This is a genomic window from Variovorax sp. LjRoot175, assembly GCF_964253805.1.
In the GTDB taxonomy this organism is placed as follows: Bacteria; Pseudomonadota; Gammaproteobacteria; order Burkholderiales; family Burkholderiaceae_C; genus Variovorax.
This window is the reverse complement of record NZ_CAXURY020000001.1, coordinates 5,379,540-5,395,673: the sequence shown is the minus strand read 5'-3', so window position 1 is coordinate 5,395,673 and position 16,134 is coordinate 5,379,540. Positions and strand designations below refer to the sequence as shown.

Below are 16,134 nucleotides of genomic sequence, written 5' to 3'. Positions count from 1 at the left end.
GCTGCTAATAGTTGCGGCCTAGGCTCGGGGACTCCTTCATGCAGGAGCCCCACATGAATTCCCCATCCACTGCCACCCTCGAACTCCAGGTCAACGGGACGCGCCATCGCGTGGCGGTCGCGCCCGAGGAGCCGCTCCTGTGGGTGCTGCGCGAGGACCTCGGCCATACCGGCGTCAAATTCGGCTGCGGCGTCGCGGCCTGCGGCGCCTGCACGGTGCACCTCGACGGCCAGGCCGTGCGCAGTTGCGCGCTGCCCGTTGCCGCGGCGGCCGGGCGCCAGATCCTCACCATCGAAGGCCTGGCGGCGGCGCAGGGCGGAAGCGGCAAGGCGCTGCTGCATCCGCTGCAGCGCGCCTGGATCGCCCACCAGGTGCCGCAATGCGGCTACTGCCAGTCCGGCATGCTGATGGCCGCTGCCGCGCTGCTGGCGCACACGCCGAAACCGACCGACGAGCAGATCGACGGCGCGATCACCAACATCTGCCGCTGCGGCACCTACCCGCGCGTGCGCAAGGCCATCCACGCCGTCGCAGCTGGAGCTTTCGCATGAAGCGCCGCACGCTGCTGATCGGCTCGGCCGCCGCGACGGCCGGCGGGCTGGCCCTGGGCTATGTCGGGATGGCGGCCATGGGCAGCGGCCGCGGCTTGCCGGCCTCGGCCGCGGCCCCCGGCGAAGCGATCCTGGCCGGCTGGGTCAAGATCGGAGAGGACGACAGCGTGACCGTCTACCTGCCGCACGCCGACATGGGGCAGGGCGTCGGCACCGCGCTCGCGATGATGCTGGCCGAGGAGCTCGACGCCGACTGGCCGCGCGTGCGCACCGAGCCGGCGCCGGGCGACGCGCGTTTCGCCAACCGCTTTCTGGCGCGCGGCTGGGTGCTGCAGAACCGGCAGATCCCGGCGCTGTTCGACGGCGTCATCGACACCACCTTCGGCACCATCGCGGGCTTCATCAAGCTGCAGATCACCGGCGGCTCCACCGCCGTGCGCTTCACCGGCCAGAGCGGCATGCGCATCACCGGCGCGCTGGCGCGCATGATGCTGGTCGACGCGGCGGCGCAGCGCTGGGGCGTGCCCGCCGGCGAACTGAGCACGGCGGCCAGCCGGGTGCTGCACGCCGCCAGCGGCCGCAGCCTGCGCTACGGCGAACTGGCCGCAGAAGCGGCACGGCTGCCGCTGCCGTCGCAGCCGCGCTTCAAGCAGCCCGGTGACTACCGGCTGATCGGCACTTCCGTGCCGCGGCTCGACATCCCGGCCAAGGTGGACGGCAGTGCGCAATACGGCATCGACGTGCGCCTGCCCGAGATGCGCTATGCCGCGGTGCTGGCGACGCCGCGGCACGGCGGCCGGCTGGTGGCGGTCGATCCCGCGCCGGCGCTCGCGATGGCCGGCGTCGAGCGCGTGGTCTCGCTGCCCGATGCGGTGGCGGTGATCGCGACGCGCTACACCACCGCGCGCCGCGCGCTGGCGGCGCTGCGGCCGCGCTTCGAGGGCGGCGACGAAAGCCTCTCCAGCGAACGCCTGTTCGCGGGCCAGCGTGCGGCGCTGGAGAGCGAGGGCAAGAGCCGGGTTGCGATCGGCAACGTGGTGCAGGCCTCCATGGACGGCCGGCAGCGCGTCGATGCGCACTACCAGGTGCCCTTTCTGCATCACGCGGCCATGGAGCCGATGAACGCCACGGCGCAGCAGGCCGAAGGCCGCTTCAGCTACTGGGGCGGCACGCAGAACCTGTTGTGGGCGCGCAGCGAACTGGCGAAGCTCGCCGGCCTGCCGCTCGAGCAGGTGACGATGCACCCGATGCCGCTCGGCGGCTCCTTCGGCCGCCACGGGTTGCCGGAGATGTCCAACCACATTCCGCAGATCGTGCGCCTGGCCGCCGAGGCCAGTCCGCATCCGGTCAAGATGATCTGGAGCCGCGAGGAAGACTTCGCGCAGGGCGCCTACCGGCCGGCGCTCAGCAGCCGCGTGCAGGCGGTGCTGGACGCGGACGGGCGGCCCCTGAGCTGGGAGCAGCGCTACATCGACACCGCGGGCCGCAACGAGGCCTTCGAGATTCCCTACGCCATCGCGAACCAGTCGATCGAAGCGGTGGACCACCCGCACCCGATCCGCACCGGCGCCTGGCGCAGCGTCTCGCACACGCAGCACGGCTTCTATACCGAGACCTTCATCGACGAGCTCGCGCACGCCGCGCGGCAGGACCCGGTCGAGTACCGCCGCGCGCTGCTGCCGGCCGGCTCGCGCCTCGCGCGCGTGCTCGACGAGGCCGCGCGGCGATCCGGCTGGCGCAGCGCGCCGCCGGCCGGGCGGGCCCGCGGCGTCGCGCTGGTGGAAAGCTTCGGCACCGCCGTGGCCCACGTGCTGGAGCTGTCGCTGTCGGACGAGGGCGTGCCGCGCGTGCACCGCATCACCTCGGCGGTCGACTGCGGCCGCGTGATCCATCCGGACACGGCGCGCCAGCAGGTGGAGGGCGCGATCCTCATGGGCCTGAGCGCCGCGCTCGGCGAGCAGATCACCGTGCAGGGCGGCGCGGTGCAGCAGCGCAACTTCGGCGACTATCCGATCCTGCGCATGGCGCAGGTGCCGCCCGAGCTCGACATCCACTTCCTGGCCAGCGAGGGGCCGCTCGGCGGCCTGGGCGAGCCCGGCGTGCCGCCGGTGGCGCCGGCGCTCGGCAATGCGCTGTTCGCGCTGACCGGCCTGCGCATCCGCGCGCTGCCGGTGCTGCCGCAGCTGGCGGCCAGCGCCTCGGCGCGGCGGCTCGCAAAGGCCACGACGTCATAGGGCCTGTCGAAACGGTCGGGAGGGCCGTGCTACCGTCGCGGCCAGAGAGAAAAAGCAATGCGTGTACTGCTGGTGGAAGACGATGAAATGATCGGGCGCAGCCTCAGGCAGGCGCTCGAGGGCGGAGGCTGGTCGGTCGATTGGGTGCGCGACGGCGCGCTGGCCCAGAGCGCCTTTGCCGACGGCGGCTACACCTGCGTGCTGCTCGACCTCGGGCTGCCCAAGCAGGACGGCACCGAGGTGCTGCGCCGCGCGCGCGAGCGCGGCGACACCACGCCGGTCCTGGTGCTCACCGCGCGCGACGGCCTGGAAGACCGCATCCAGGGCCTGGACCTCGGCGCCGACGACTACCTGCTCAAGCCCTTCGAGTTCCGCGAGCTGCTGGCGCGCATGCGCGCCGTGATCCGGCGCCGCGACGGCGCCGCGCATTCGGTGATCGGCGGCGGCGGGCTGCAGCTGGACCTGACCACGCGCGAGGTGCTGCGCAACGGCACGCGCGAAGCGCTGACGGCGCGCGAGTTCGCGCTGCTGCACGCACTCCTGGAGCGGCCCGGCGCGATCCTCTCGCGCGAGCAGCTGGAAAACCGCATCTACGGCTGGGGCGAAGAAGTCACGAGCAACGCGGTCGACGTGCTGATCCACGGCATGCGGCGCAAGCTCGGGCCCGAGGCGATCCGCAACGTGCGCGGGCTCGGATGGCGGGTGGCGGCGGCATGAAGAAAGCCTATCCCCGTCCCTGGTACATGCCCTGCTCGCTGCGCGGCAAGCTGCTGCTGTGGCTGGTGTCGCTGCACCTGATCGCGGCCGGCGCGGCGGCCTGGACCTCGTACATGAGCTACGGCCGCATGGTCCATACCTTCATGGACGACCAGATGCAGCTGCTGGCCAATTCCTATGCGGCCAACGACAGCACGCCGGACCTGCAGCCGCTCGGCGACCAGAGCGTCTTCAAGTGGGGCGCCTTCATCGTGCAGATCTGGAGCCCCGACGGCCGCCTGCTCGCGAGCTCGTGGCCGAAGCTGGCCGTGCCGCTGCAAGCTGAGCCCGGGCTGCGCGACGTGCGCACCGGTACCCGCCACGACGATGTCTGGCGCGTCTACACCGCGGCGCCGAGCACGCGGGCCGGGCAATCCCGCGTGCAGATCGCGCAGAGCGGCAGCTTCCTGCACCACGAGGTGAAGCACCGCGCCCTGTTCGCGGCCTTGCCGATCGTGCTGCTCTTGCCCGTCTCGCTGGCGGTACTGTGGCTCGTGGTGTGGCTCACCTCGTACTCGCTGCATGCGGTGGCGCGCGAGGTGGCGGCGCAGGACGAGCGCAGCCTGTCGGAGCTCTCGCTCGCGCGCGTGCCGGACGAGATCGCGCCGCTGGTGAGCGCCTTCAACAGCCTGCTCGCCCGCTTGCGCGAAGCCTTCGCGACGCAGCGGCGCTTCGTGCAGGACGCCGCGCACGAGCTGCGCACGCCGGTCGCCGCCATCGGGCTGCAGCTCGAGAACCTGCGCGCGCACGTGCCGCCCGGCGATGCGGCCGAGCGCTTCGGGCAGCTCGAGGCCGGCGTCACGCGCGCCCAGCACCTGATCGAGCAGCTGCTGCGCCTGTCGCGGCAGGAGAGCGCGGCGCCGGCCGCGGCGCCCGAGCAGGTCGATGTCGCGGCGCTGCTGCGCGAAAGCCTGGGTCAGCTGATGGTGGTGGCCGACCGGCGCCGCATCGACGTCGGCTTCGACGGCAAGGTGGCGCCCGTGGTCAGCGCGCCGGCGGCCGAACTGCGCAGCGTGTTCGACAACCTGATCGACAACGCGCTGCGCCATGCGCCCGAGGGCGGCGTGGTCGATGTGCGGCTGCACGAGGTGCAGGGCCAGCCGGTGGTCGACGTGGTCGACAACGGGCCGGGCATCCCGGAGGAGTTCATGGCCCGCGTCTTCGACCGCTTCTTCCGCGTGCCCGGCACCTCCGCCGGCGGCAGCGGCCTCGGCCTCGCGATTGCGCGCACCGCGGCGCTGCGCAACGGCCTGCGCATTGCACTCAGCAATCGCAGCGACGACGAGCGGGGCGGCACCGGGCTGGTGGCGCGCGTGTACCTGAGCGGCTGACCCTGCCATGCTGAAGACCCTGAAAGACCTTTTCGATGCGCTGCGGCCGCCGGAGGCCGCCGACTCGGCGCAGAACCAGCAGCACCTGCTGCAGCTGGCCACGGCCGTGCTGCTGGTGGAGGTGATGCGCGCCGATCCCGAACTCGGGGCGGCCGAGCGCCGCGCCGTCATCGCCGCGCTGCGCGACAAGTTCGCGCTGGCCGACGACGAGATCGAGCGCCTGCTCGAACTGGCCGAGCAGACCGCCCGGACCGCCACGGACTATTTCAGCTTCACTTCCAGGATCAACGAAAGCTTCGAGATGGCGCAGAAGCTGCGCATGATCGAGCACATGTGGCGTGTTGCCTATGCCGACGGCACCCTGAGCGCGCACGAGAACCACCTGATGCGCAAGGTCGCCGACCTGCTCTACATCCCGCACGGCGCCTATGTGCACGCCAAGATGAGGGCGCAGCAGGCGACCGACGAAGGCTAGGGCCTGAACAGGCCCCAGGGCACGGGCCGGGGCCTCCTTTCGGCTAGTGCTTCCGGTGAATGCTTTCGTACTCTGTGCGCAGTAGAGTGGGCGCTCACGACTGGGGGTCCTCCGTGATCACACTCGACATGCGCACCGTGCCCGGCCCGGTGACGGGCTTCGGCGCACACGACACGCCGGCACCGGCCTGGGACGCCCCCAACCGGGACAGCGCGCACATCCTGCCCGAGGGCACACGGCTGCTCGACTACGAGATCGTCGGCCCGATCGGCGAGGGCGGCTTCGGCATCGTCTACCTGGCCTGGGACCATGTCCGCGAGCGGCATGTCGCGATCAAGGAATACCTGCCGGCCGTCCTGGCTTCGCGCGCCAGCGCCTCGCCCGGGGTGGTGCTCAAGTCGCAGCGCCATGGCGACAGCTTCCGCATCGGCCTGCGCAGTTTCGTCAACGAGGCGCGGATCCTGGCGCGCTTCGATCATCCGGCGCTGGTCAGGGTGCTGCACTTCTGGGAGGGCAACGGCACGGCCTACATGGCGATGCCGTACTACGCGGGGCCGACGCTGGCGCGCGCGCTGGCCGAGATGGGCCGCGCACCCGACGAGGACGAGCTCATCGGCTGGCTGCGTCCGCTGGTGGACGCACTCGGCACCATGCACGCGCTGAGCTGCTTCCATCGCGACATCGCGCCCGACAACATCCTGCTGACCGACGACGGCCCGGTGCTGCTGGATTTCGGCGCGGCGCGGCGCGTGATCGACGGCATGGGGGCCTCGCCGACGGTGGTGTTCAAGCCCGGCTTCGCGCCGATCGAGCAGTGCGGAGACGGCGCCTCGATGAAGCAGGGCGCATGGACCGACCTGTACGCGCTGGCCAGCGTGGTGTACATGGCGATCAGCGGGCGGCCGCCGGTCCCCTCGATCGAGCGCCTCATGGGCACCCCGCTGCAGCCGCTGTCCGAACTCGCGCGCGGCCGCTACAGCGTGTCTTTCCTGGCCGCCATCGACGCCGCGATGGCGCTGCACCCGCACAACCGTCCGCAGAGCGTGGCCGAGTTCTGGGCGCAGCTGGGCGGTGATGGCATGCGAGCTTCCCGCGCCGCGCCGCGCCCGTCGAAGCGGCGCGGCAGCAAGGGCAAGATCGCCGCGCTGGCGGCGACAGCGCTGGTGGTCGGCTTGGCTGCGGCCGGCTATTCCCGCTTCGGTGATCCGATCCGCACGGCGCCGCAGGCCTCGCTCGCGGCCCTGCCCGCGAGTTCGCTGCAGGCGAGTCCCGTGGCGACCAGTCCCGCGCCGGCCAAACCGGTGCAGGCACGCGTGATGCCGGCCAGTCCCCAGCGGGCGACGCCGGAGGCACCTGCGCGCGCGATCGCTGCTTTGCCCCCGGCCCCGCTCGACACGCTGGAAGAGCCGTCCGGTGCGGCCGAAGCCGCGCTGCGTGCGCTGGGCATCCAGCCGGCGCCGAAGCCGGCGGCGAGCGTATTCACCGAGCCCACACCCCCCGCGCGGCGCGAGATACGACGCGAGGCGCGGCGTGAGGCGAGGCGCGAGGCGCGGGCACCGGCGCTGGCGCCGGAGCTCGAGCAAGCCCCGCGTCCGGCCCCGGCCCAGATCGCCCGGACCGAAGCCGTGCCGCAGGACAACCGGTGCGCCGAGATTCTTCAACGGGCCTCGCTCGAACCCCTGTCGCCCGGCGAGGCCGCCTTACTGAGAAAGGGATGCGAATGACCACCACGACCTTCGCTCGCTGGCTGCCGGCCGTGTTCGGGTCCGGCGCCGTGCTGCTCGTCTGGGGGCTGGCCGGCTGCGCCGCGCCGCCTGCCGCTCCGTCCAAGGGCGAACTGTCCTTCGAGCAGGCCGTCGCGCAGGCCACCGACGGCCTCGTCGCGCAGACGCAGAAGCAGCCGGCCTTCATCGCCAGGATGGGCGCCAAGCGCGGCGTGGTGCTCGATCCGATGATCGATGCCGGCAGCGCGCAGCAGACCGTGGCCACGCAGCTGCTGCAGGAGCGGGTCGGCGAGCGGCTGGGCTCGAAGCACGACGCGATCGAGATCCTGCCCTTCCAGAGCGCCAACCTGGGCAAGGCCCGCTACCTGCTCACGGGCACCATGACGCGGCTGTCGGTGAGCGAGGCGCGCAGCCCGCTGCGCATCGATCTCGCGCTGACCGAACTGGCCACCGGCATCGTGGCCGCCCAGTCCTCGGCCGTGGCGCGCGACGACGGCCTGGACCACACACCCTTGCCCTACGACCGCGACACGCCCGTGCCCACCAAGGACCTGGTCATCGAGAGCTACGTGCGCACCACCGCCACGCCGCCCGGCCAGCGCGCCGATCCGTACTACCTGGAGCGCCTCGCGGTGGCACCGGTGATCAAGGAGGCCACCACGCACTACAACGCCGAGCGCTATGAGGAGGCGCTGACCCGGTACAGCGCCGCCGGCGCAACGTCCAACGGCGAACAGCTGCGCGTGCTCAACGGCATCTATCTGAGTTCGGCGAAGCTGGGCCGCACGGCCGAGGCCGAGCAGGCCTTCGGCAAGATCGTCGCCTACGGCATCGCCAACCGGCAGCTCGGGGTGAAGTTCCTGTTCAATCCGGGCGGCACCGCGTTCTGGTCGGACGCCAAGATCAGCAGCCCCTACGCCATGTGGCTGCGCGAGATCGCCAGGGCAAGCGCCGATGCCAGGGTCTGCATGGACATCGTCGGCCATACCAGCCGCACCGGCTCGGTGGCGTTCAACGACACGCTGTCGATGCAGCGCGCGCGCTACATCCGCCAGCGGCTGGTCGGCGAATCCACCGTGCTGGGCGAGCGCACCACGCCCAGCGGCAAGGGTTTTCGCGAGAACATCATCGGCAGCGGCACCGACGATGCGGTCGATGCGCTGGACCGCCGGGTCGAGTTCAGGATCGTGGGCTGCGGTTGATACGGTCACGCCAGGTCGAAAGGCAACTGGCGCAGCGGCTTGTTGGTCAGTCGCGCAACGGCATTGGCGAACGCGGGGGCCAGCGGCGGCAGGCCGGGCTCGCCCATGCCGGTGGGCGGCTCAGCGCTGGGCACGATGTGGACATCGAACTCCGGCATGTGGGTGATGCGGGCCACGGTGAAATCGCCGAAATTGCTCTGCTGCACAACGCCCTCCTTCAATGTGATGGCGCCGCCGGGCAGGCACATCGACAGGCCCATGGCCGCCGCGCCCTGCACCTGCGCCTCCACGCTGCGCGGGTTCACAGCCAGGTTGCAGTGCACGCCGGCGGTGACCCGGTGCAGCACCGGCTGGCCGTCGCGCACAGAGGCTTCCGCCACGTAGGCCACCACGGACTTGAAGGACTCGTGTACTGCCACTCCCCAGGCCCGGCCGGCCGGCAGCTGCTTCTTGCCGTAGCCGCTCTGGTCCACCGCCAGTTGCAGCGCGGCGCGGTGCCGCGGGTGTTTGTCACCGAACAGCTGCATCCGGTAGGCCACCGGGTCCTGCTTCGTGCTGCGGGCGATCTCGTCGATCAAGGTCTCCATCACGAAGGCGGTGTGGGTGGAACCCACGCTGCGCCACCACAGCACCGGCACGTTGAGCTTGGGGTGATGCACGGTCAGCCGCATCGGCAGCGCGTAGGGATCGCGCATGCCCTCCGTGGCCGTGGCGTCGATGCCGTTCTTCACCTGGAAGGGCTCGAACACCGAGCCCGTGGTGATGGACTGGCCGACGATGACGTGGTCCCAGGCCAGCACTTTGCCGCGCTCGTCGAAGCCGATGCGTGCGCGGTGCAGGTGCATGGGGCGGTAGTAGCCGCCCTTGATGTCGTCCTCGCGGCTCCACAGCAGGCGCACCGGCGCTTTGAGGCCGGCGGCACGCGCGGCCTTGGCGATCTCGCAGGCCTCGACCACGAAGTCGCTCGTGCTCGAGAAACGCCGGCCGAAGCCGCCGCCCGCCATCTGCACATGCACTGCCACCTGCTCGGGCTTGAGGCCCATCACGCGCGCGACCGCGGCAGCGTCCAGACCGGGGCATTGGGAGCCGGTCCACACCTCGGCGCGCCCTTCGGACAGCTTGACGGTGCAGTTCAGCGGCTCCATCGGCGCATGGGCCAGGTAGGGAAACACGAACTCGGCTTCCAGTTGCCGGGGCGCCGTGGCCAGCGGCGCCATGTCGGCGTCGAACTTGCGTGGACCGGGCCGAGCCGCCAGCTCGCGGTACTGGGCCAGTTGCTTTTCGCTGTCCACCTTCTCGACGGCGGCCGTGTCCCACTGCAGCTTCAGCGCGTCGCGCCCCAGCTTGGCTGGCCAGTAGCCGTCGGCCACCACGGCCACGCCTTCGGCACCGCGGTCCAGCGGCACGCGCAGCACGGCCTTCACGCCCTTGACGGCGCGCGCCGCGCTGTCGTCCACCGAGGCCAGGCGGGCGCCGAACACCGGCGGATGGGCCACGACCGCCGTGAGCTGGCCGGGATGCTTGACGTCGATGCCGAAGTCCTGGCGCCCGCTGCTCTTGGCGCGCGCGTCCAGGCGCGTGGTGGGGCGGCTGATGAGGCGGAAGTCCTTGGGGTCCTTCAGCGTCACCTTCTCGGGCACCGGCAGGGCCATGGCAGCTTCGGCCAGCTCGCCGTAACCCAGCTTGCGGCCACCCGGGCCGAGCACCGTGCCGGCCTGCGTTCGCAGCGTGGCCGCGTCGATGTTCCAGTGTGCCGCCGCCGCCGCCAGCAGCATGGCCCGGGCGCGCGCACCGAGCTCGCGGTACTGCGTGAAGCTGTTCTTGATCGAATTCGAGCCGCCGGTGATGTGAATGCCGAAGGCCGGGTCGAGGTAGGCGGCGTCGTTCGAGCCGTTGCGGCTGCGCACCAGGCGCCAGTCCGCATCCAGTTCCTCGGCCAGGATCATCGGCAAGCCGGTCTGCACACCCTGGCCGAACTCCAGCCGGTTGATGGTCACCGTGACCTCGCCGCTGGGGGCGATCTGAACGAAGGCCGAGGGCTGCTGCGTCGGCTTGAGGGCGCTGGCCGCCTGGCCGGCGCCGTTGGCCTGCGCCGTTGCCAGGTGAGGAAAGGCGCCGAGCGCCAGGCCGCCGGCACCGGCCAGCTTCAGGAAGCTGCGGCGAGGCAGCGTGGCGGCTTCGTCGGCCGGGCCTGCGGCCATCAGGCGCTGCATGGCGCGTGGCAGTTCGCGATAGTCGATGTTGGGCAACATGGCGCCTCCTTCAGGCGAGGGTTTTGGCGGCATCGGCCACCGCGGCGCGGATGCGGGCGTAGGTGCCGCAGCGGCAGATGTTGCCGGCCATGGCCGAATCGATCTCCGCAGCGCTGGGCTGCTTGCCCCGAGGCAGCGATTTGAGGAAGGCCGTCGCGCTCATGATCTGGCCGCTCTGGCAGTAGCCGCACTGCGCCACGTCGTGCTTGACCCATGCGGCGTGTACCGCCGCACCGACCCGGTCGCTGCCATCGGTCGCGGCTTCGATGGTGGTGATCTTTTTGCCCTCGGCGGCGGAAATGGGCGTGACGCACGACCGGATGGCCTGGCCGTCCAGATGCACGGTGCAGGCGCCGCACAGCGCGGCGCCGCAACCGAACTTGGTGCCGGTCATGCCCAGCGTGTCGCGCAGGGCCCAGAGGATGGGGGTGCCGGGGTCGGCGTCGACCGTGCGCTCACGGCCGTTGATGTTGAGCGCGCTCATCGGAAGCTCCCGTCGGTCGACGTGGAAAGGTCCTCGAGGGCGTGCACTGCCTTCAGTCGAGCCTCCACGGCCGGCGCAACCACTGCTATCGCGTCGCTCCCCGCCACGAACAACCGCGGCGCAATCGCCATGCCCGAGAGCTTCACCAGGACTTGGCCGAGCTTCTCGGGATCGCCCGGCTGCTGGCCAGCGTAGGGGGACCACATCTCCTGGGCGCCTTGCTCCGCGGCAGCGTAGTCGTCGATGCGGCCGCTCGGCCATTTGACATTGGCCGCGTCCAGCAGGTCCGTGCGGAAGAAGCCCGGCTCTACAGCCGTGACCTTGATCCCGAACTTCTCGACTTCCTCGCCCACCGCAAGTGAAAGGCCCTCGACGGCGAACTTGCTCGCGCCGTATGCGCTGCAGTGCTTCAGCCCGACAACGCCGGCAACGGAACTCATGTTGATGATGTGACCGGAGCGCTGCTTGCGCATGACCGGCAGCGCTGCCCGCATCACGTTGCTCACGCCCCAGAAATTGGTTGCGAACTGGCGCTCGATGTCTTGCGTGCTCAGCTCCTCGAAGTTGCCAAGCAGGCTGTAGCCGGCATTGTTCAGCACCACGTCGATGCGGCCGAACCTTTTCACCGCCTGGTCGACGGCAGTCGTTGCTTGCGCCTCATCGGAGACGTCCAGCTGGAGAATCTCCAGGTCGTCGCTCGCAACGTCGCGCAGGGCATTGCGCAGTTTCTGCATGTTCCTGCCGGTGGCGACGACGCGATCACCGGCCGTCAATGCGGCCTTGACAGTGCCGGCACCGATACCGCTTCCCGCACCGGTGATGAACCAGACTTTGCGCATGATGTGTTCCTTGTGATTACTTGGCGCCGTCGAGCGCCCATTGCGCAAGCGACTGCAGATCGGCATCGGGGATCTGGGCTTGCGCCGGCATGGGCATCGCGCCCCACTTTCCCGAGCTGCCGGCCTTGATGCTTGCAGCCAGCTGTGCGGCAGTTCCTTTTCCCTCGCCGTACCGTGCCCCGATGTCTTTCCAGGATGGGCCAACCGCTTTGGCCGTGGGCTGGTGGCATGCGACGCACGCGTACTTCTGCGCCAGCGCCTGGCTGGCCACTGCGCGGGTCGGCCACGCGACGCTCACACAGATACCCAGAACCACAACGAGAGAGGCCGCCAAGGAGCCGTGGGTGGCCGTGCCGTGGTCAGTGCTGCGTTGCTGTTTCCAGTCTTGCGTCATTTCTGTTTCATCCTCTATGGGGTGGGTCGACTCTAGGAGCTGGCATAAAAAAGAAAAAGTGGTCAATGCTGAATGCCTTGTGAAGCTAAGCTTCAAGGTATGAAACTCAGCCAACTGGATGGATTGATGGCGTTCTGGAAAGTGGCAGAACATCGCGGGTTCACCGCTGCTGCTGCGGACCTGGAGGTATCGCCTTCTGCCCTGAGCCAGGCTATCCGGCAGCTGGAGACACGGTTGGGCGTGCGCCTGCTGAATCGGACCACGCGAAGCGTCAGCCTGACTGAAGCCGGCCATGCCTACCTCGCCCGGATCGGCCCCGCCCTCGGTCAAGTCATCGATGCGGGGGAGGAACTGCACGTCCTTCAGGGGCGGCCTGCCGGCACATTGCGCCTGAACGCCGCGCGGATTTCCACCGCGCTGGTCCTGCAACCCATACTGGCCGGCTTCCTCCAAGAGCACCCCTACGTTCAGCTTGAACTCACCAACGATGAGGGCTTCGTAGACATCGTCGAGAAAGGTTTCGACGCTGGAATCCGTTTTGGCGAGAGCATCCACCGGGACATGGTCGCAGTGCCCATCGGCGGACCGGTCGCCGTCGCGGTGGTTGCGTCACCGGAGTACCTGCGGCGGATTCCCGCGCCTCGTCATCCGGATGACCTTGTGCGTCACAACTGCGTGCGCTTTCGCTTTGCGGCCACAGGTGCAATCTACAAATGGGAATTCGAGGTGGACGGTCGCCCGGTGGACTACGAGATCACGGGCAACCTCACCATCAGCGACACGATGTTTGGCCTGGAAGCTGCGCTCGAAGGCGTCGGATTGGCCTACACCTTCGAGCAGCTGGCGCGGCCTTACATCCGAGCCAAGCGCCTGAAGCGCGTATTGACTTCGTTCTCGCCGACGTTCCCTGGCTTTTACCTGTACTACCCCAGCAGGCACGACCAGCCTTCGAAACTGAAGGCGCTGATCGAGTACGTCAGCCGGCGCACGTCCTGCACGGAACACAATCTTGCTGCGCTCAAGGCGGCATTGAGCATGCAGCGCGCGCACTAACTCGACCAACTTGCCGGCGTCGGCAAAGGCGAGCGCCCGACTCAGCTGCTGCGCCGGCTGAAGCGGTGGCGGGGTGGACTCGCCTAACTCTCGCCTAACTCTTCGCTAACGATCGGCTCAATCTGCCTGCCTAGAGTGAAGCCCAGGTCAGCCGCGATGCATGTCGCATGCGGCGCGAGACCTGCCGGTCATCCCAGTCTTGGAGTTCATCACCATGCAAACAGCCTCCCTGAAGTTTCTCGCCGTCACCACTTTCAGCGCCCTTGCCGCGCTGGGCTCGGTCGCCGCCCAGGCCGAAAGCTATGACGGCGTGCACAGCCACGTGTCGGCCCTGAGCCGCGCCGATGTGGACGCGGAAGCGGTTCGCAGCGCCGTCGCGCCCAATCAGAACGTGGTGCGCGGCTCGCGCGGCGCGGAACCCTTCAAGGCGGTCGCCGACCGTTCCACCGTGGCCCAGGAAGCGATGCGCGCAGCCTACGCGCCGGACCAGAACGTGTCCTCCGGTTCGCGCGTGAACAGCAAGGTGATCTCGACGATGCGCAATCCGATGGACCAGCGCACCGCGGCCGGCGCGAGCAGGCTCTGATTGGCGCCGCCCGTCCACCGAACGCGGCCGCTTGCGGCCGCGCTGCTTTTCATTCTGATTGCCTTCATGACCACCCTCGGATTGAGCGCCTGCGGGACCGCCCGCTATCCCGAATCGCCGCAGTTCCGCGACGGCAGTTTTCGCAACCCCGTGACGCCCCAGACCGTCGGCTGGCGCGAGATGCCCAGGGTCCTCTGGCGCTTCATGTTCGACAAGCCGCCCGAGGCCTCGCCTGCCGCGCCCTTGCCCGTGGCCAGCCTCACGCGCGAGCAGCTGCTGGCCGCGCCTGACCAGACGCTGGTGCGCCTCGGGCACTCGACCGTGCTCATGAAGCTGCAAGGCGCCTTCTGGTTGACCGACCCCGTGTTCTCCGAGCGCGCCTCGCCGGTGCAGTGGGCCGGGCCGAAGCGCTTTCATGCGCCGCCGATTTCGATCGACGGGCTGCCGCCGATCAGGGGCGTGGTGCTGTCGCACGACCACTACGACCATCTGGACCGTGCCGCGATCCTGCAGCTGGCGGCAAGAGTCGATCACTTCCTGGCGCCGCTGGGCGTCGGCGACCTGCTCGTCGAATGGGGCGTGGATCCGGCCAAGGTCCGGCAGCTGGACTGGTGGCAATCCACCACAGTGGACGGCATCCGCTTCGTCGCGACGCCGGCGCAGCATTTCTCGGGGCGCAGCCTGTTCAGCGACAACCCCACGCTGTGGGCCTCGTGGGTCATCCAGTCGGAATCGTTCAGGCTCTTCTTCAGCGGCGACACCGGCTACTTCGACGGCTTCAAGGCGATCGGCGAGAAGTACGGGCCCTTCGACGTCACGCTGATCGAGTGCGGCGCCTACGACCGCCAATGGTCCGGCGTCCACATGCAACCCGAAGAGACTTTGCAGGCCCATCTGGACTTGCGCGGCAAGCGCCTGCTGCCGGTGCACAACGGCACCTTCGATCTGGCGCTGCACGACTGGCACGACCCGCTGGCGCGCATCACCACCCTCGCCGTGGCGCGCGGCGTGGACCTGATGACACCCCAGATCGGGCAGGCGGTCGACATGAAGGCGCCGTCGGCGGTGACCGCCTGGTGGGCGCGGGCCGACTGAGGACACGAGAAGCCAAGCCATGTCGCAAGCGAACTGGGATCGCAGCACGATCGGCCGCGCGGGCCGTTTCGAAGGCAAGCTGATCGTCGTGGCCGGCGCCGCCTCGGGCATCGGCCGCGCCGTGGGGGCTGCTTTCGCGGTCGAAGGCGGCCGCGTGCTCTTCTGCGGCCGTGGCGAAGCGCTGGGCCCCGAGGTCGAGGCCGCCATCCGGGCGGCCGGCGGCGAGGCGCTCTGCGTGCGCGCCGACATGCTGAGGGAAGAAGAGCTCAAGGCCTTCGTCGAGCGAGGTCAGCTTGTCCTAAGCGTGGCTTCCTAGAGTCCTCGATGGACGATCCGTCGCGGCGCATGTCGCGCCGCGGCGCGATCGGCCCATCCTTGTCGAGGAGACAACCATGCATGCTTCCACACGCTGGATGGCGCTCGCCGCGGTCGCCGCGCTCGCATCCTTCGGCGCTGCATTCGCGCAGGCGCAGGAGATCACCGACGGCTCCGACTACCACCCGCTCATGATGAACTCGCCGCCGAGCGCCGAGGTGCAGGCCGGCGCGGTGGCGGCCGCGCATCCGGCCGGCACCGAGGTCGAGGGCCAGTCGACGGCTGCGCCGGCGATGAGCTCCAAGGTGTCCGAGACCGAGGTCTATGCCGGCGCGCTCGCCGCTTCCCATGCAAGCGGCACCGAGCTGCCGGGCCAGTCGACCTCGCCGATGCCGCCCTCGGGCAGCAGCCACTGAGCCCGCTCAGAGGCCGTGAACCAGCAACAGGCCCTGCGGCGGCGTCGGAATCTTCAGCGTTGTCTCGCCGACGCGGCGGAACCGGTATTCGCGGCCGTTGAGCATCACGCTGGGCCTGTTGGTCCAGACGCGGTACTCGTACCCGTCCGTCACCGGCGTCACCTGCAGCACGCGGAACACGGGCGGAATGTTCACCGTGAAGTTCAGGCCCCCGGTCGCGCTGTTCACGCCGAGCGTGGTCTCGGCTGTGCAGGCCAGCGGCAGCAGCAGCAGGGCGGTGAGGGCGCTTTTCATGCAAACCCCCGTTGAGAACGCGCTTCCGTACATATGGCGGCACCCAAGAAAAAACAGGACAGGCAGGCGTCGCATCGACGACCGGTCCTTTGGATATCGGCGGAGTCACGGAAAAATGAAGGGTCGGCGGGAT

General features: G+C 69.6%; 17 protein-coding genes. 12 read left to right on the top strand and 5 right to left on the bottom strand.

Translation table 11 applies throughout. The features are described from left to right. Positions 1–53 precede the first annotated feature (53 nt). The 7 genes from ACSQ89_RS26710 to ACSQ89_RS26680 all read left to right on the top strand — a co-directional run bounded on the left by ACSQ89_RS26710 (position 54) and on the right by ACSQ89_RS26680 (position 8,273). Positions 54–551, top strand: a complete 498-nt coding sequence (locus tag ACSQ89_RS26710; protein WP_436294011.1) for a (2Fe-2S)-binding protein — start codon at positions 54–56, stop codon at positions 549–551. Further along, on the top strand, positions 548–2,785 hold the full coding sequence (locus ACSQ89_RS26705; protein WP_436294012.1) for a molybdopterin cofactor-binding domain-containing protein: 2,238 nt from the start codon (positions 548–550) through the stop codon (positions 2,783–2,785). The genes ACSQ89_RS26710 and ACSQ89_RS26705 overlap by 4 nt, the downstream gene beginning before the upstream one ends. Positions 2,786–2,842: 57 nt before the next feature. After that, a complete protein-coding gene (locus ACSQ89_RS26700; RefSeq protein ID WP_093108374.1) occupies positions 2,843–3,502 on the top strand; it encodes a response regulator in 660 nt (219 codons plus the stop codon). Next, on the top strand, positions 3,499–4,872 hold the full coding sequence (locus ACSQ89_RS26695; RefSeq protein WP_436296572.1) for a sensor histidine kinase: 1,374 nt from the start codon (positions 3,499–3,501) through the stop codon (positions 4,870–4,872). The genes ACSQ89_RS26700 and ACSQ89_RS26695 overlap by 4 nt, the downstream gene beginning before the upstream one ends. A gap of 7 nt (positions 4,873–4,879) precedes the next feature. Next, a complete protein-coding gene (locus ACSQ89_RS26690) occupies positions 4,880–5,347 on the top strand; it encodes a TerB family tellurite resistance protein (protein ID WP_436294014.1) in 468 nt (155 codons plus the stop codon). 113 nt (positions 5,348–5,460) lie between these two features. Beyond that, complete coding sequence (locus ACSQ89_RS26685; RefSeq protein WP_436294015.1) at positions 5,461–7,071, top strand: serine/threonine protein kinase; 1,611 nt, start codon at positions 5,461–5,463, stop codon at positions 7,069–7,071. Further along, entirely contained in the window at positions 7,068–8,273 is a 1,206-nt protein-coding gene (locus ACSQ89_RS26680) for an OmpA family protein (protein ID WP_436294016.1), read from the top strand. Before ACSQ89_RS26685 ends, ACSQ89_RS26680 begins: the two co-directional genes overlap by 4 nt. A 5-nt stretch (positions 8,274–8,278) precedes the next feature. On the opposite strand, the gene ACSQ89_RS26675 is transcribed toward ACSQ89_RS26680, so the two are convergent. Genes ACSQ89_RS26675 through ACSQ89_RS26660 form a run of 4 tightly spaced genes read right to left on the bottom strand, consistent with a single transcriptional unit; the run spans position 8,279 to position 12,242 of the window. Further along, the gene (locus tag ACSQ89_RS26675) at positions 8,279–10,525 is read right to left on the bottom strand and encodes a molybdopterin cofactor-binding domain-containing protein (RefSeq protein WP_436294017.1); all 2,247 of its coding nucleotides are present in this window, start codon (positions 10,523–10,525) and stop codon (positions 8,279–8,281) included. 10 nt (positions 10,526–10,535) lie between these two features. Next, complete coding sequence (locus tag ACSQ89_RS26670) at positions 10,536–11,009, bottom strand: (2Fe-2S)-binding protein (protein WP_093108379.1); 474 nt, start codon at positions 11,007–11,009, stop codon at positions 10,536–10,538. Then, a complete protein-coding gene (locus ACSQ89_RS26665; RefSeq protein ID WP_436296571.1) occupies positions 11,006–11,896 on the bottom strand; it encodes an SDR family oxidoreductase in 891 nt (296 codons plus the stop codon). The genes ACSQ89_RS26670 and ACSQ89_RS26665 overlap by 4 nt, the downstream gene beginning before the upstream one ends. Continuing rightward, the gene (locus tag ACSQ89_RS26660) at positions 11,865–12,242 is read right to left on the bottom strand and encodes a c-type cytochrome (RefSeq protein ID WP_093108381.1); all 378 of its coding nucleotides are present in this window, start codon (positions 12,240–12,242) and stop codon (positions 11,865–11,867) included. Before ACSQ89_RS26660 ends, ACSQ89_RS26665 begins: the two co-directional genes overlap by 32 nt. Before the next feature lie 99 nt (positions 12,243–12,341). Here ACSQ89_RS26660 and ACSQ89_RS26655 point away from each other — a divergent pair, with 99 nt between their 5' ends. The 5 genes from ACSQ89_RS26655 (at position 12,342) to ACSQ89_RS26635 (ending at position 15,707) form a co-directional block, all read left to right on the top strand. Next, positions 12,342–13,295 carry a LysR substrate-binding domain-containing protein gene (locus ACSQ89_RS26655; RefSeq protein ID WP_436296570.1) on the top strand — a complete coding sequence of 318 codons (954 nt, stop codon included), beginning with the start codon at positions 12,342–12,344 and terminating at the stop codon, positions 13,293–13,295. A gap of 214 nt (positions 13,296–13,509) precedes the next feature. After that, on the top strand, positions 13,510–13,881 hold the full coding sequence (locus ACSQ89_RS26650) for a DUF4148 domain-containing protein (RefSeq protein ID WP_436294020.1): 372 nt from the start codon (positions 13,510–13,512) through the stop codon (positions 13,879–13,881). Between the two features lie 66 nt (positions 13,882–13,947). Then, the gene (locus ACSQ89_RS26645) at positions 13,948–14,976 is read left to right on the top strand and encodes an MBL fold metallo-hydrolase (protein ID WP_436294021.1); all 1,029 of its coding nucleotides are present in this window, start codon (positions 13,948–13,950) and stop codon (positions 14,974–14,976) included. 19 nt (positions 14,977–14,995) lie between these two features. After that, positions 14,996–15,292, top strand: a complete 297-nt coding sequence (locus tag ACSQ89_RS26640; RefSeq protein WP_436294022.1) for an SDR family NAD(P)-dependent oxidoreductase — start codon at positions 14,996–14,998, stop codon at positions 15,290–15,292. Between the two features lie 76 nt (positions 15,293–15,368). After that, positions 15,369–15,707: a hypothetical protein gene (locus ACSQ89_RS26635; RefSeq protein ID WP_436294023.1), complete on the top strand. Its 339-nt coding sequence runs from the start codon at positions 15,369–15,371 to the stop codon at positions 15,705–15,707. A 6-nt stretch (positions 15,708–15,713) separates the two neighbouring features. Here ACSQ89_RS26635 and ACSQ89_RS26630 read toward each other — a convergent pair whose 3' ends face one another. Continuing rightward, a complete protein-coding gene (locus ACSQ89_RS26630; protein WP_436294024.1) occupies positions 15,714–16,001 on the bottom strand; it encodes a hypothetical protein in 288 nt (95 codons plus the stop codon). Positions 16,002–16,134 lie beyond the last annotated feature (133 nt).

Excerpts from the sequence above, each read along its gene's own strand:
- ACSQ89_RS26710 (WP_436294011.1), top strand. The coding sequence starts at position 54 with ATGAATTCCCCATCCACTGCCACCCTCGAACTCCAGGTCAACGGGACG.
- ACSQ89_RS26705 (WP_436294012.1), top strand. The coding sequence starts at position 548 with ATGAAGCGCCGCACGCTGCTGATCGGCTCGGCCGCCGCGACGGCCGGC.
- ACSQ89_RS26700 (WP_093108374.1), top strand. The coding sequence starts at position 2,843 with ATGCGTGTACTGCTGGTGGAAGACGATGAAATGATCGGGCGCAGCCTC.
- ACSQ89_RS26695 (WP_436296572.1), top strand. The coding sequence starts at position 3,499 with ATGAAGAAAGCCTATCCCCGTCCCTGGTACATGCCCTGCTCGCTGCGC.
- ACSQ89_RS26690 (WP_436294014.1), top strand. The coding sequence starts at position 4,880 with ATGCTGAAGACCCTGAAAGACCTTTTCGATGCGCTGCGGCCGCCGGAG.
- ACSQ89_RS26680 (WP_436294016.1), top strand. The coding sequence starts at position 7,068 with ATGACCACCACGACCTTCGCTCGCTGGCTGCCGGCCGTGTTCGGGTCC.
- ACSQ89_RS26675 (WP_436294017.1), bottom strand. The coding sequence starts at position 10,525 with ATGTTGCCCAACATCGACTATCGCGAACTGCCACGCGCCATGCAGCGC.
- ACSQ89_RS26670 (WP_093108379.1), bottom strand. The coding sequence starts at position 11,009 with ATGAGCGCGCTCAACATCAACGGCCGTGAGCGCACGGTCGACGCCGAC.
- ACSQ89_RS26660 (WP_093108381.1), bottom strand. The coding sequence starts at position 12,242 with ATGACGCAAGACTGGAAACAGCAACGCAGCACTGACCACGGCACGGCC.
- ACSQ89_RS26655 (WP_436296570.1), top strand. The coding sequence starts at position 12,342 with ATGAAACTCAGCCAACTGGATGGATTGATGGCGTTCTGGAAAGTGGCA.
- ACSQ89_RS26650 (WP_436294020.1), top strand. The coding sequence starts at position 13,510 with ATGCAAACAGCCTCCCTGAAGTTTCTCGCCGTCACCACTTTCAGCGCC.
- ACSQ89_RS26645 (WP_436294021.1), top strand. The coding sequence starts at position 13,948 with ATGACCACCCTCGGATTGAGCGCCTGCGGGACCGCCCGCTATCCCGAA.
- ACSQ89_RS26640 (WP_436294022.1), top strand. The coding sequence starts at position 14,996 with ATGTCGCAAGCGAACTGGGATCGCAGCACGATCGGCCGCGCGGGCCGT.
- ACSQ89_RS26635 (WP_436294023.1), top strand. The coding sequence starts at position 15,369 with ATGCATGCTTCCACACGCTGGATGGCGCTCGCCGCGGTCGCCGCGCTC.
- ACSQ89_RS26630 (WP_436294024.1), bottom strand. The coding sequence starts at position 16,001 with ATGAAAAGCGCCCTCACCGCCCTGCTGCTGCTGCCGCTGGCCTGCACA.